Origin of the sequence: Actinomyces culturomici (assembly GCF_900499005.1) — a bacterium.
Taxonomy (GTDB): Bacteria; Actinomycetota; Actinomycetes; order Actinomycetales; family Actinomycetaceae; genus Pauljensenia; species Pauljensenia culturomici.
On the sequence record NZ_LS991317.1, the window covers coordinates 482,625 to 497,035 of the forward strand.

General features: G+C 68.6%; 6 protein-coding genes and 1 pseudogene. 4 read left to right on the plus strand and 3 right to left on the minus strand.

Features of this window, described 5'->3' with window-relative positions; translation table 11 throughout:
- Positions 1–5: 5 nt before the first annotated feature.
- Positions 6–896, minus strand: a pseudogene (locus DY157_RS09260) (IS110 family RNA-guided transposase); the annotation flags it as partial.
- Between the two features lie 410 nt (positions 897–1,306).
- Here DY157_RS09260 and DY157_RS09265 point away from each other — a divergent pair.
- Positions 1,307–3,226, plus strand: a complete 1,920-nt coding sequence (locus DY157_RS09265) for an alpha-galactosidase (RefSeq protein WP_115728343.1) — start codon at positions 1,307–1,309, stop codon at positions 3,224–3,226.
- Positions 3,227–3,251: 25 nt separating this feature from the next.
- Here DY157_RS09265 and DY157_RS09270 read toward each other — a convergent pair whose 3' ends face one another.
- The gene (locus DY157_RS09270; protein ID WP_407923474.1) at positions 3,252–8,408 is read right to left on the minus strand and encodes a DUF3418 domain-containing protein; all 5,157 of its coding nucleotides are present in this window, start codon (positions 8,406–8,408) and stop codon (positions 3,252–3,254) included.
- Complete coding sequence (locus DY157_RS09280) at positions 8,380–8,628, minus strand: helix-turn-helix transcriptional regulator (protein ID WP_115728344.1); 249 nt, start codon at positions 8,626–8,628, stop codon at positions 8,380–8,382. The genes DY157_RS09270 and DY157_RS09280 overlap by 29 nt, the downstream gene beginning before the upstream one ends.
- Positions 8,629–8,692: 64 nt before the next feature.
- Between DY157_RS09280 and DY157_RS09285 the strand changes: the two genes are divergently transcribed.
- Genes DY157_RS09285 through brxL form a run of 3 tightly spaced genes read left to right on the plus strand, consistent with a single transcriptional unit; the run spans position 8,693 to position 14,384 of the window.
- The gene (locus DY157_RS09285) at positions 8,693–9,685 is read left to right on the plus strand and encodes a virulence RhuM family protein (RefSeq protein WP_218938080.1); all 993 of its coding nucleotides are present in this window, start codon (positions 8,693–8,695) and stop codon (positions 9,683–9,685) included.
- Positions 9,682–12,168 (plus strand): BREX-1 system phosphatase PglZ type A, encoded by a 2,487-nt coding sequence (gene pglZ, locus DY157_RS09290; RefSeq protein WP_115728345.1) that lies wholly within the window; start codon positions 9,682–9,684, stop codon positions 12,166–12,168. The genes DY157_RS09285 and pglZ overlap by 4 nt, the downstream gene beginning before the upstream one ends.
- A gap of 8 nt (positions 12,169–12,176) precedes the next feature.
- A complete protein-coding gene (brxL, locus tag DY157_RS09295; protein WP_115728346.1) occupies positions 12,177–14,384 on the plus strand; it encodes a BREX system Lon protease-like protein BrxL in 2,208 nt (735 codons plus the stop codon).
- The last annotated feature ends 27 nt before the right edge of the window (positions 14,385–14,411 follow it).

Below are 14,411 nucleotides of genomic sequence, written 5' to 3' on the forward strand. Positions count from 1 at the left end.
GTTTCGAAGGTGCGCCCGAGGGTCTCGGCGATGAAGACGGCGGCGGTCCTGACCCCGATGCCGGGCATGGAGGTCAGGACCTCGTAAAGAGGGTGGGCCTCCACCAGGGCCTCAACCTTCGCGGCGACGTCCGCCCTCTGGGCGTGCAGGGCTGCGAGCTGGCGCGCCAGGTGCGGGAGCACCACGCCAGCGGCGGCGGTGCCGACGACCACCACGCTCTGGGAGTCCAGGGCGTCGATGATGGCGTTCGCCCAGGTGGTGTGGCGTCTGGCGCCGTGGGCCTCGAGCTTGGCGTCCACGCTGCCTCGTCCGGCCTTGCGCAGGGCGGCGGGGGTGGGCCAGGAGGCGATGACCTCCAGGACGGCGTCGTGCTCGAGCCAGGGCCCCAGGACCTTCTCCAGGGCGGGGTGGATCTGGGTGTACAGGCCCCGGATCCGGTTAGAGATCTGGTTGACCTGACGGGCCAGGTCCAGGTCGAAGCCCGTGAGCATACCCAAGGCCGCGGCGTCCTCGTCCGAGGAGCTGATCGCTCGCAAGGTATGGGGCATGGTGCGGGCCGCCTCGGCGATGACCGCGGCGTCCCTCGCGTCGGTCTTGGCATTGCCCGGAGTCAGGTCGGCGATCCTGCGCATGGACAGGCCCGGCAGGTAGCCCACCGCCAAGCCCTCGTCCTGGGCGACAGCGACGGCCAGGGCGCCGATGGTGGCGGGCTGGTCCACCACCACCAGCACCCGCCCATGGGAGCCGAGACGGTCGTAAAGATCACGCAGGCGGGCCTCGTCGTTAGGGAGAGCCCGATCAAAGAGCTTCTTCCCGTCTCGGGTCAAGGCGGTCGCCCAGTGGTCGGACTTGCCCACGTCGATGCCGATGAACACGTCGATGTCGTCGGTGACCATGTCGTCATCCCGTCCGTCGTAGGGGTGGACGGCCAGCGTCCCTTGAGCTGGTCGCCCCGCACCCACGTTACGAAAGACCTCGACAGTCACGTCTTCGGGGCGTTCCCCTGATCAGCGGTCACCACCAGCCGCGCGGATGGTCGGTGACAACACCCCCGGATCATTGAGTAGACAGGGGCAAGACATCATGCCGACCACCGCTGGCCCAGCCGCCAACACTTCCCCGCCAGCGACCACCAACAAGGTAACGGGCGGACCTCGGCGACGCGCAGGAGACGGGAGGCGAAGGGGGCGACCCGGGCCGGGACATCCTGGCCGCGGTCGGCGCTCAGATCATGTCCGCCGGCGTTGACGCCTCCGAATCGCCGAGCATCCTCCCCACGCAGTCGGAGGGATGAGCGGGGACTCCGATGCTCTCCCTGCGGCGCCGGGGCATCGAAATCTTCCCGAAATTCCTGCTCCGGAAGACCCTCGCCGAAGGGTCCTCGTGCCTCATCGAGGCCGAGGACTCCGAGGCGGGGCTCTCCCTCGCCTTCCGGATCGGAGTCGAAGCCTCGGGCCTGGTCTGCCTGCGGGCGACGATCACGAGCCGCTGCGATGTCGAGCTGGAGGTGGAACGGCTGTGGCTCGGCGTGCTCGTGCCCGCAGACCACGATGAGATCCTCTCTCAAACAGGTCATCACCTGCGGGAACGCTCGATGCAAACGCATGCTTTCGTCGACGGCCTCTTCGCGAAGGAGACCTGGGTCGGCCGACCGGACTTCGACTCGACGAGCGCGCTGATCGCCGCGCGAAGCGGAGCGGGCTGGGAGACGGGCGCCCAACGCGCCGTCCACCTCGCCTGGAGCGGCAACGGGGTGCACTTCGCAGTGCGCACCCCCGCGACGCGGGGATTCATCGGCGCAGGAGAACTCCTCCTGGGAGGCGAAGTCCGCCTGGGCCCCGAGCAGAGCTACGAGACGCCGGAGCTCTTCGCCTCCTGGGGCGAGGGGACGAACGCGCTCGCCTCCCGTTTCCACGCGCGCCTGCGTGAGCTCCACCCCGGGTTCTCCCAGCGCCCGCGGCCCGTCACCCTCAACACCTGGGAGGCCCTCTACTACGACCACGACATCGACAAGATGATGCGCCTGGCCCGCCTCGGCGCCCAGATCGGCGTCGAACGCTTCGTCGTGGACGACGGCTGGTTCACCGGCCGACGCGACGACACGAGCGCCCTGGGCGACTGGAGCGTCGACACCGGAGTGTGGCCCGAGGGCCTGCGCCCCCTCTCCGACCTCGTCCACGCCCTCGGCATGGAGTTCGGGCTGTGGGTGGAGCCCGAGATGATCAGCCCGCGCTCCCTGCTCGCCGAGGCGCACCCCGATTGGATCCTGCGCCCGAACGCCGCCCGCCTCCCCCTCGAAGGCCGCCACCAGCAGGTGCTCGATCTGACGAACCCGGAGACATTCGACCACCTCGTCGAAACCCTGTCCGCCCTCGTCGCCGACGAGGGGATCGACTACCTGAAATGGGACCACAACCGCTTCGTCCTCGAAGCGATCTCCCCTGCGAGTGGACGGCCCGCCGTCCACTCGCAAACCGCGGCCCTCTACCGGCTCCTCGACGAGCTGAAAGAACGCCGCCCCGGGCTGGAAATCGAATCCTGCGCCTCAGACGGGGGACGCATCGACCTGGGGATCCTCGCGCGCACCGACCGGGTGTGGGCCTCGGACTGCACCGATCCTCTGGAGAGGATCGACATCCAGCGCGGCACTTCGCTCTTCGTCCCGCCCGAGATGATCGGCGCGCACATCGCCCAATCGCCCTCGCACATGACGGGGCGCACCACCGCGCTCGCGACGCGGGCCGCAGCGGCCCTGACCGGGCACCTGGGAGTCGAGTGGAACCTCCTCGACGCCGACCCCGCCGACCTCGAACAGCTTCGCGCATGGGTGAGCCTGTACAAGGACGCGCGCCCGAACGGATGCGAACTCGTCCACGTCGATTGCGCGGATCCGGCGGTGCGCGTCACGGGACTCCTCCTCCCGGGCGGCAGGCGCTCCCTCTGGTGCTTCGCGGCCCTGACGACCTCGCAGCACTACCCCTACGAGCTCATCCGCCTCCCCGGCCTCGACCCGCGCGGGCTGTACCGCGTCCGCCCCCACGGCCGGCCCGAAATGTACGCCCGGCTCATGAACCCGTCCGCGCTCGGGCCCCTCGAATGGTGGAACGAGGAGGGCATCCGCCTCCCCGGCGGCGTTCTCGCCCAGTGGGGGATCCGGCCCCCGCACCTCCTCCCCGGTTCGGCGGTGCTCATCGAGGTTGAAAAGCTCGGCGACGAGCAGCCGTAGGGGCGCGGGCGGCGGGGGAGTTCGGCTACGACGCCTGCTCGATGAGTGAGGCGACCCGCTTGAAGGACACCTTGTTCGGCGTGCCGAGCGTCTGGGCGAAGCAGGAGACCCGGAGCTCCTCGACGAGCCAGCGCGCTCGGGTGAGCTCCGCGTCGGCGCGCGCATCGTAGGGGCGGCGATCGAACTCGGCGCGCGCGGCGGCGATCCGCTCGAGGAGCCCGTGAATGCGGTCCATGTCGGCGAGGTCGCGATCGAGCGCGCCCGGCGAAGCGGAGGCCCGGTCGATGCGGATCGCGCCCGCGCGCAGGTAGCGAGCCAGATGCGGCAGCGCGTAGGCGGGAGTGCCCGACATGAAACCGGGTGCGAGCAGGGCGTCGACGGTGCGGCGGACATCGCCGACGACCTCGCGCATCGATTTCTCCGCATGAGAGGCGAGCCGGTCGGCGACCTCGGACTGGGCCTCCAATGCGCGCACCACGTGCCCGAGGAGGGCGTGGACCCTGTCCTCGTGGAGATCGCGGGCGCGCGCGACGAGCACCTCGAAGGATTCGGCGTCGCGGATCGACCCGGGTCCGCGCTCTGCGCAGAGCTCATCGACGAGGGCGAGGGCGGAGGCGAGCTGGGCGTCATCGACGAGGGCGGGCGTGTCCGGATAGGGCGAGGCGGCGAGCATGAGGGCCTGACGGCCGGTCCACCGGGTCGTGACCCTCGCCCGCGGGAGCCTCACGCGCAGGAGGAGGAGCCGGGCGAGGCCCTCGCGATGATGACGATCGGCCTCCTGGGCGTTCGCCATGACGCGCACGCCCGCCGCAGGCTCAGCCGCCGACCCCTGGGCGACGAGCGCGGGGAAGGCGCGCAGGGTCATCGACTCGCCCGGCGAATCGACCGAGCGGGGGAGCGGCGCGGCGGGGAAGACGGCGAGGGCGTCGAGGTGAAGGCCCTCGGGGGCGCTCCGCTTCTGGTCGCGCCGAGCCTTCTCGGGGCGCTCGCCGCCCCTCTTCCCGGCCGGATCGCAAGTGCGGCCCCGCCCTCGGCCCCCGGCCGTCGCGGCGTCGATCATCGCTTCGGCGACCGCCCCGCGAACGGCCTTGCGCACGGCCGCGTCGGCGGACTTGGCGAGCCTGTGCTGGAGGTGGACGAGGTCGGTGCCCGCTCCGAGCTCCTTCCCGGCGGAGTCGACGACGCTGAAGGTCATGAGGAGGTGGGCGGGCAGTCGGGCGTGCGCGTGCGCGAGGTCTGCCTCGCTGAGCTCGACGCCGCGCAGGATCCGCATCGCATCGGCGAAGGCCCTGGAGAAGGGCGGCCTCTTGGTCGACCAGTCGATCGCGGCGGCGGGTGCTCCGGCGGTCGACGAGGGCGGGGCCGGAGAAGGCCCGGAGGGTACTGAGGGGGGCGTGGAGGCCGAGCCGGGGGCCTTGCGCGTCGCGACGCCGGTCGAGGCCCCCCAGCGGGCGAGGCGGTCCATCGCCGCCGAGAGGCTCGTCGGGTCGGGCGCCTCGTCCTCAGTGGGGCGGGGGGCGGCGGAAGCGGACTCGGAGGGGTCGAGCGCGCCGGCGATCGCCCTGTCCATCCACTCGTTCGCCCGGTGAGCGACCTCGGGCGCGGGAGCGAGGAGTCGGCGCTTCGCCTTCGGCAGGGCGCGGATCGTCTCGGTGATGAGCTCTTCGCGCATGCCGGGCACCAGCCAATCGGCCCCCTCATCGCTCACGCGGGCGAGGACTTCGATCGGGATCGTGAGGGTGACGCCGTCGCGCTCCGATCCGGGGGTGAAGGCGTAGGAGAGGCCGAGTTCGAGGTCGCCGGAGCGCCAGGTGTCGGGGAACCCGGCGGCGTCCTCGCCGATTCCGCGCGGCAGGAGGAGGCGTTCGGTGTAGGTGAGGAGCTCCGGGCGCTGCTCGCGTTCGCGTTTCCACCAGCGGTTGAAATGGGCGGCGGAGACGATGCCCTCGGGGAGGACGTCGTCGAAGAAGCGCAAGCGCGCCTCCTCGTCGGCGACGAGCCCGTGCGTGCGCGAACGGCGCTCGACCTCCCGGGCCTGCTCGAGGAGCTCGGCGTTGCGGGCCTGGAAGCGGTGCCGTTCGCGCCATTCGCCGTTGACGAGGGCGTGGCGGATGAACATGTCGCGGGCGAGTTCTCGGGCGGTGAGCCGGGTGGACATCTCGTCGGCGAGGCGCTCGGCGATCGACGGCTCCGGCATCGGTTCAGTCGTCCGACCCGCAGAAACGCACACAGTTTCCGCTTCGTCGGCGCCGCTGGCGGAAGTGTCGAAGACGTTTTCCCTGGTGGGAGCCGGTGCGTCGTCCGTGGCCGCAGGGGCGCCGCCCGAAACTGTGTGCGTTTGTGCGGAAGGAACAGGTGAAGCGGGGGAATCGGCGGTGGCCGCTCCGGTGCCGGAGGGAGAGCCCGTGGAGCCGTCGGAAGCGAGGCCCGCGGCCAGGGCCATCGCGAGGAAGTCCCTGCCGACCGAGCCGATCTGGCGTCCGCGCCGCTCGTCGTCGCCGGAGGCGCCGGACCCGACGAGGCCCTGGGCGATCCCGGCGAGGGTCCCGGCCGTCACGACGCCCGCGGAGCGCGCGGCATCGCCCTCGTCGATGACGAGATCCCCGAGGCGGCCGAGGAGGACCGGCCGGTCGGCGACGAGCGTGAGGCCGTAGAGGAGGACCTTCTCCTTCACCATGGCGGCGCCCTTGGCCGAGGACCAGAACGGCTCGGAGTAGACGCGCTTGAGGAGCGGGCCGGCGACCGGCTCGATCCACGCGGGGTCGATGCGGGCGACCGTGCGGGCGAAGAGACGCGAGGTCTCGACGAGCTCGGCGGTCATCACCCACGCCGGGTGCGAGCGGGCGAGGCCCGAGCCCGGCCAGATCGTGAAGCGGGTGCCGCGGGCGCCCTGGTACTCGCGCTTCGCCTCGTCCCAGGAGCCGAGGTTCGAGAGGAGGCCGACGAGCATCGAGCGGTGGATCTCGTCGGCGTCGACCGTCTTCGACCCGGCCGTGTAGGCGACGACCGCGCGGGCCGCCGCGTCTTGGACGCCCCCGTACTGGGCGGCTTCGACGACGTCGCCCGCGCTCGGCAGGTCGAGGGGCCGCACGTCGAGGTCGAGAGGGCGGGCCATCTGGCGGAGCTGGACGACGACGTCCCTCCATTCGCGATAGCGCAGGTAGTGGAGGAATTCGGCCCGGCACATCCGGCGGAAGGCCGAGCCGGAGAGGTCGCGGCTCTGAACCTCGAGGTAGCGCCAGAGGTTGAGGTAGGTGACGAAGTCCGAGTGCGGGTCGGCGAAGCGCGCGTGCGCGACGTCGGCGGCCTGCTGGTGATCGAGGGGGCGCTCGCGGACGTCCTGGATCGAGAGGGCCGCGACGATGACGAGGATCTCGGAGGCGCAGCCATTCGCGTCGCCCTCGAGGAGGATCCGGCCGAGTCGCGGGTCGATCGGCAGGCGCGCGAGGTCGTGACCGATGGGAGTCAGCCGGTGGCTCGTCGCGCGGCCGCGGGCGGCGGGCGCCCCGGAGCCGTCCTGCGCGGCGGGCGCCGTGGGCGCCTCCTCCGCGAGCGCGCCGATCTCGACGAGGGCGGCGACGCCGTCGCGGACGGCCCGCCGCTCCGGCGGGTCGAGGAAGGGGAAGTCGGCGACGGACCCGAGCCCGAGGGCGGCCATCTGGAGGATCACCGAGGCGAGCGAGGTCCGCAGGATCTCCGGCTCGGTGAACCGCGGCCGGGTCTCGTAGTCGCGCTGGGAGTAGAGGCGGATCGCGATGCCGTCGGCGACGCGGCCGCATCGGCCGGCCCTCTGGTTGGCGCTCGCCTGCGAGACCGGTTCGATGGGGAGGCGCTGCACCTTCGTCCGGTTCGAATAGCGCGAGATGCGCGCGAGCCCGGGGTCGACGACGTAGCGGATGCCGGGGACGGTGAGTGAGGTCTCGGCGACGTTCGTCGCGAGGACGACGCGGCGCAGCCGGTGCGGTTCGAAGACGCGGTGCTGCTCGGCGGCCGATAGGCGCGCGAAGAGGGGGAGGATCTCGATCGCGCCGGGCAGCGCGTCCTTCGTCTCGCCGGCGCTAACGCCGCGGGGGCCGAGGTGGTCGAGGAGCGCCTGCTCGACGTCGCGGATGTCGCGCTCGCCGGGCAGGAAGACGAGGATGTCCCCCTCTCCCTCGGCGCACAGCTCGTCGACGGCGGCGCAGATCGCGGTCTCGATGTCGATCTCCTCGCCGAGCCCGTAGCCGAGGCTCGGGAGGTCCTCGTCGGGGTCCTCGAGGACGAGCTGCTCGGCTCCGAGACGATCGACGAGGGCGGGGCCCGCGTCGGACGGGTCGGAGGCTGACGCGCTCGCGTTGGACGGATCTGCGCCTCGCGGGCTTCCGCCCCGCCCGATTGGATCGTCGGCCGCGGGGGCTCCCGGCAGGGCCTGGCCGGGCTTCGAGCCTCGATCCGAAGGATCCGAGGCGAGCGGGCGGGCCGGGAGCCCCGCGGCCGAGGCGGAGTCGACGCCGGAACCGACGCCTCCCGGCGTCGACGTCGAGTAGGACGAGACGACGTCGGGCGCGAGCGGCCGGTAGCGGATCTCGACGGGGTAGGTGCGCCCCGAGACCTCGATGACGGGTGCAGGCTCGATGAGGGTGCCGCGTCCCGGCGCCCCGTCCCACCGGCCGAAGTGCGCGGCGAAGCGCGCCGAGTCGATCGTCGCCGAGGTGATGATGAGCTTGAGGTCGGGCCGCGCCGGCAGGAGGCGCGCGAGATAGCCGAGGATGAAGTCGATGTTGAGGCTGCGCTCGTGGGCCTCGTCGATGATCAGCGTGTCGTAGCGGCGCAGGAGCGGGTCGGACTGGATCTCGGCGAGGAGGATGCCGTCGGTCATGAGCTTGACGAGGGTCGTGGGCCCGACCTCGTCGGTGAAGCGCACCTGGTAGCCGACGACCTGGCCCTCCTCGCGGCCGACCCGCTGGCCGAGCTCCTCGGCGATGCGGTCGGCGACCGAGCGTGCGGCGATGCGGCGGGGCTGGGTGTGCCCGATCATGCCGGTGACGCCGCGCCCGAGCTGCATGCAGATCTTCGGGAGCTGCGTCGTCTTGCCCGAGCCGGTCTCGCCCGAGACGATGACGACCTGGTGGTCGCGGATGGCCGCGGCGACTCGCGCCCGAAGGGGCAGGGGGTCAGCCTTCGCCGGTGAGGAAGGCGAGATCGGCCGAGTGTACCCCCTCGACGAGGTCGATCGTGAGGTCGAGGGTCAGCAGGGTCCTGAGGACGAGGCCGAGCCGGGCGTTGGGCGAGCCCGCTTCGACGGCGTTGATCCACTGGCGCGACACCCCGACCCGATCCGCGAGCTCCTGTTGTGTCCAGCCTCTATCGAGACGGGCCTGGGCGATCGCGGCGCCGATCTCCTTAATCTTCGTCGCGAACACCCATCCCCCTGTCGTCGATCGGTGACATGTTGCTTGATGTCAATGATCGACGACATGGAAGGGAGTGTCAACGATCGATGACGTCGATCTCGCTGGGGTCGCCGCTCACTCCGATTTGCCAGATCGGATGTTGTTTTTCACCCAAGCTGAAATTGCGGAGCTCTACGGAACCTCGATTCCCAACGTCGCTCAGATCATCCGACGTGTTCTTGAAGACGGAGAAGTGACCGAGGCAACTATTAACTCAGAGTTAATGGTTCATCGAGAAGGCGATCGGGACGTCCGTCGGCAGCTCAAGGTCTACAACCTCGACATGATTCTCGCCGTCGGCTACCGCGTCACGAGTTCGCGAGCCACGCGGTTCCGTCAATGGGCGACGAGCGTGCTGCGCGAGTATCTCGTCAAGGGCTTCGCCATGGACGATGCGAAGCTCAAAGGCGCCGATGGTTGGGACTACTTCGACGAGTGGTTGGAGCGGATCCGGGACATCCGCGCCTCGGAGAAGCGCTTCTACCAGAAAGTCCGCGATCTCTATGCGACGGCGATCGACTACGACCCGTCGAGCGATGCCGCGAAAGCCTTCTTCGCAAAGGTCCAGAACAAGATGCTCTGGGCCGTGACCGGGCACATCGCCGCGGAGATCATCTCCCTGCGCTCCGACCCCGCGGTCACGAACATGGGCCTCACCTCGTGGAGCGGAACCGTCGTGCGCAAGCACGACGTTACGACCGCCAAGAACTACCTCCAGACGGCTGAGATCTCAGAGCTCGACCGCATCGTCACCATGTACCTGGACTATGCAGAGGACCAGGCGAAGCGCCGACAGACGATGACGATGCACGATTGGGAGGAGCGCCTCGACGCCTTCCTCAGCTTCAACGAGCGCGAACTCCTCACTCACTCCGGCAAGGTGCGCGCGAAGGTCGCCAAGGCGCTCGCTGAAGAACGGTACGACGCATTCGATGCCGAACGACGACACCGGCAGGCGATCGCCGCCGACGAAGACGACAGCCGAATCCTCCGCGAGCTCGAACAGAAGATGGAGAACCGCGAATGAGCGACCAGATCACGCGGCACCTGCGCCAGCGCTTCGAAACGCAGCGAATCCTCTTCTGGCACGACGCCGCGGGCGACTACGCCGACAGCGCGGAGGATCTCGTTCCCGAGGACGTCGTGCTCCTGCGCGTGCATGGTGACGAGTTCGGCATCAAGCACCGCCTGCTGACCGACCAGGAGAGCAAGTATCTCGTCTATCGCAGCGGCGAGATCCCCACGGGGACCGGAGACTGGCTGCTCGATCAGGAGCTCGCCCACGGCGTCTTCGTCGCCGACAGGACCGCGATCATCCAGCAGGAGCTCGGTATCGAGAACCCGCTTCTCCTCCCCGTCATTGAGGCCCACCCGAAGTTCTTCGCGGCGGCCTCCCGCAAGCAGGCCCTCGAGAAGCTCCTCGTCGACGGCGACGATCCCGCGCTCTTGCGGGCGAAGATGTGCCAGGTCCTCCTCAAGTCCCCGAGCCATCGGCTCTCCGACGTCACGCGGGAGATCCTCCTCGAGGCCGCAGACGGCGGCCAGGCGAAGATCGACGAGCTCACCGCCTACGGCCTCGACGAGTTCTTCTGGACGGGCCTGCGCGACATCTACGGTTACCAGAGCGATGCGCCGACCGTCGACGACTTCGTCCTGTGGATCTTCGCCCGAGCGATGGACGACTTCTCCTCGGACACCCCCGACGCCTACCGGAACATCCGTAACGACTACCGGAGCCTCATCTACGACGTGCGTACGCGCGAGGCTATGAAGACGCTCGCGACGCGAGCTGCCCAAGACCTCGGCGTCGCCTCCAAGATCGAGAATCGGAGCCTTGACGACCTCAAGGACCAGACGACTTTCGAGGAGATCGAGCAGAAGATCGTTGCCGACGTTGCGGCGGCGGTCGCCGAACGAACGATGGGTCCGCGCGACGTCGCCGCCCTCGTCCGGCATCGGCGCGACGGCCTCTGGTACGAGAAGTACGAGTCGCTCTACACCGCGCTTCAGAGCGCCTCCGAGTTGCTCGCCGCGATCGCCGCACTCCCCGACACCATCGACTCGGTCGCCGACGGACTGACGAAGTACCAGTCCAAATGGTTCCGGATCGACCAGCACTACCGCCACTTCATCGTCGCAGGGAAATCCGCCGAGTACCAGAAGCCGCTCATCGCCCTCAAGGCCGAGATCGACAAGCAGTACGCGAATCGGTATCTCTACGCCCTTGGAAGCGCCTGGCAGACAGCCCTCGACGCCCTCGACGAGTGGAAGACGCCTGCCCTGTCGCCTCAGCGCCGCTTCTACGACGAGCACGTCGCGCCGATCCTCAGCGGCGGTCGTTCGAAGGCCGTCGTCATCATCTCCGACGCCCTTCGCTATGAGATCGCCGAAGAGCTCGCCTCGAGGATCCGTTCCGAAGATCGCTACGACGCGGAACTCACCGCTGTCCTCGGGTCCCTCCCCAGCTACACGCAGCTCGGGATGGCCGCCCTCCTCCCGCATTCGAGCCTCGAGATCGATTCGAGCAGCATGCCCGTCTACGCGGACGGGCGCCGCACCGACGGAACGGCGAACCGGGCGAAGATCCTTCAGGCCGTCAAGGGAACCGCGATCGGCGCCCAGGACGTGATCAACATGCCGATCGAGGAGCTGCGCGAGCTCTACAAGGCCCACCAGGTCGTCTACGTCTACCACAACGCCATCGACGCGACCGGCGACGACGGGACGACCGAACAGGGGGTCTTCGAGGCCGCCGGCAAGGCGATGAATGAGATCATCCAACTCCTCAAGCGGTGGACCAACGCCAACGCGACGAACATCCTCATCACCGCCGACCATGGATTCCTCTACCAGGACATCCCGCTCGAGCAGTCCTACTTCCTCTCCGAGAAGCCCCAGGGCGACGAAGTGAGCCACTCGACCCGTCGCTTCGTCCTCGGCAAGAAGCTGCGCCCGTCCTCGTCCTTCATGACCTTCACCGCCGCGCAGGCGGGGCTCGCCGGGGACCTCGACATTCAGATCCCCAAGTCCATCCACCGGATTCCGCAGCCCGGGAAGGGGACGCGCTACGTCCACGGCGGTGCCTCCCTCCAGGAGATCGTCGTGCCCGTCATCGCGGTGAACAAGAAGCGAAAGAGCGACGTCCGCACCGTCGCCGTCGACCTCATGCCGGAGACCGACAAGATCACGACGGGGCAGCTCACCGTCAAACTCGTCCAACGCGAGGCGGTGACCGATAAGATCCAGCCGCTGCGAGTGCGCCTCGGCCTCTACGTCGGCGACGTCCTCATCTCCGACCGGCCGATCCTCACCTTCGACTCGACCTCCGAGAACCAGCACGACCGGTACCAGAACGCCGTCCTCTACCTCACCCAGGACGCTGACGAGTACAACCGCCGCGCCGTCGAACTCCGGCTTGAGGAGCCGATCCCCAACACCACGCAATGGCGGACCTTCTCGACCGCGAATTACACGCTGCGGCGATCGTTCACGACCGACTTCGACTTCTAGGAGACGCGATGAGCACCCTCGACGACGCACTCGACACGATGAACGCCCCCGACCCGACACCGCAATCGGCCGAGACGCCCGTGAAGTCCGCCCTCGATGAGAAGATCAACGCGCAGTTCGCCGGCTCGGTCGTCCGAAAGGACCTCGTCAAGGCCGTCCGAGGCAACGCCGTTGTCCCCTCCTACGTCCTCGAATACCTCCTCGGTCAGTACGCCACCTCCGACGACGAATCGACGATTCGCGCGGGCATCGACTCCGTCCGGAAGATCCTCGCGACCCACTACGTCAACCGGAACGAGCACATGCTCGCCAAGTCGGAGATCCGCCGGAAGGGCCGCCACCGCGTTATCGACAAGGTCACCGTCACCCTCAACGAGAAGAACGACGTTCACGAGGCCGAGTTCGAGAACCTCCAGATCAAAGGCGTCATCATCGACGACGCCACCGTCAAGAGGAACCCGAAGCTCCTCGTCGGCGGAGTCTGGTGCATCTGCGACATCGAGTACTTCCACTCAGAGGACGCGAAGGCCGTGCCGTGGATCCTCGCCTCCCTCAAGCCGATCCAGGTCGCCGGCGTCGACATCGACCAGTTCTACGAGGCGCGTTCGGCCTTCACCACCCCCGAATGGATCGACCTGCTCATGCAGTCGATCGGCCTCAACCCCGAGCAATTCACCGACCGCGGTAAGCTCATCGCCCTCACGCGACTCATCCCCTTCGTCGAGCGGAACTACAACCTCGTCGAACTCGGGCCGAAGGGCACCGGAAAGTCCCACACCTTCAGCGAATTCTCCCCGAACGGCATCCTCATCTCCGGCGGTGAGGTCACCGTCGCGAAGCTCTTCGTCAACAACGCGAGCGGCCGCATCGGCCTCGTCGGCTACTGGGACTGCGTCGCCTTCGACGAGTTCGCCGCCAACAAGCGGACCGACCAGAACCTCGTCAACGTCATGAAGAACTACCTCGCCAACAAGTCCTTCTCCCGCGGCACGAGCATCTACGGCGCCGAGGCCTCCATGGCGTTCATCGGCAACACGACGCACACCGTTCCGTACATGCTGAAGAACTCCGACCTCTTCGACGAGCTCCCCAACTCCTACCGCGACCCCGCGTGGCTCGACCGCATCCACCACTACATCCCCGGCTGGGAGGTCGCGCCGATTCGCGCGGAGGTGTTCTCCTCCGGCTACGGATTCGTCGTCGACTACCTCGCCGAGATCCTCCGCGCCAAGCGCGGCGACGACTACTCCGAGAAGTACGCCGACTACTTCACGCTCGACCCCTCGATCTCGACGCGCGACCAGGACGGGATCCGCAAGACCTTCTCCGGGCTCATGAAGCTCATCCACCCGACTGGGGTCGCCTCCGAGGAGGAGATCCGCCCCCTCCTCGAATACGCCATCGAAGGGCGCAAGCGCGTCAAGGACTCGATCCTCAGGATCGACGCGACGATGCGCGATACCCCCGTCCGATTCCGCTACGCCGACCGGGCGGGCGCGTGGCACGAGGTCTCCTGTCTGGAGGAAACTCAGTACCCGCATCTGTACGGGCGCGACTGGTCCGTCGTCGAGGTGGACGGATACGATACCGCATCTGAAGTCGCCGCTCTCCAGGGCGGAGCTGCGCCCTCGGAAATCGGAACCGGGACGGCGGGGGAGGAGGCCGCGAGCGAAGCGCAGTCGAACGCGACGGCTGGGCCCGCGGCCGTCGAGGAAGCGGCTCTCGTCGAAGGGCATCGCGACTTCACCGCCGGGCAGAGGGGAGTCACGTACGAGGATCTCCTCCTGCCGTACCTACGCGGGGCGACGCGGATCAGGATCATCGACCCGTACATCCGACTCAGGCACCAGGGGCGCAACCTCGCCGACTTGCTCAGTCTGCTCGCCGAGGCGAAGGACGACGCCGACGAGATCGACGTCGAGCTCATCACCGTGCAGGAACCGAAGGACGAGTACAAGCGCACGCAGATCCAGATGCTGCGCGACATTCACGAGGCCGCGAGCGCCGTCGGCGTGCGCCTTGCAGTGCGCTTTGCGGATGCGATCCACGACCGGCGCATCGAGACGGATCGCGGTTGGCGCATCGATCTGGGCAAGGGACTCGACATCTGGCAGAAGCCGAGCGACAACCCCTACGACTTCGCGCACCAGCATCAGAGGTTCCGGCTCGTCGGCTCGTCGTTCAGCGTGCACTACGTGCGAATCGCGAAGGGCTGAGATCCCCTCGACGGAGCAAGGTGATGC

Bases quoted from the DNA above. Each gene is read 5' to 3' on its own strand.
- pglZ (WP_115728345.1), top strand. From the start codon at position 9,682: ATGAGCGACCAGATCACGCGGCACCTGCGCCAGCGCTTCGAAACGCAG.
- brxL (WP_115728346.1), top strand. From the start codon at position 12,177: ATGAGCACCCTCGACGACGCACTCGACACGATGAACGCCCCCGACCCG.
- DY157_RS09265 (WP_115728343.1), top strand. From the start codon at position 1,307: ATGCTCTCCCTGCGGCGCCGGGGCATCGAAATCTTCCCGAAATTCCTG.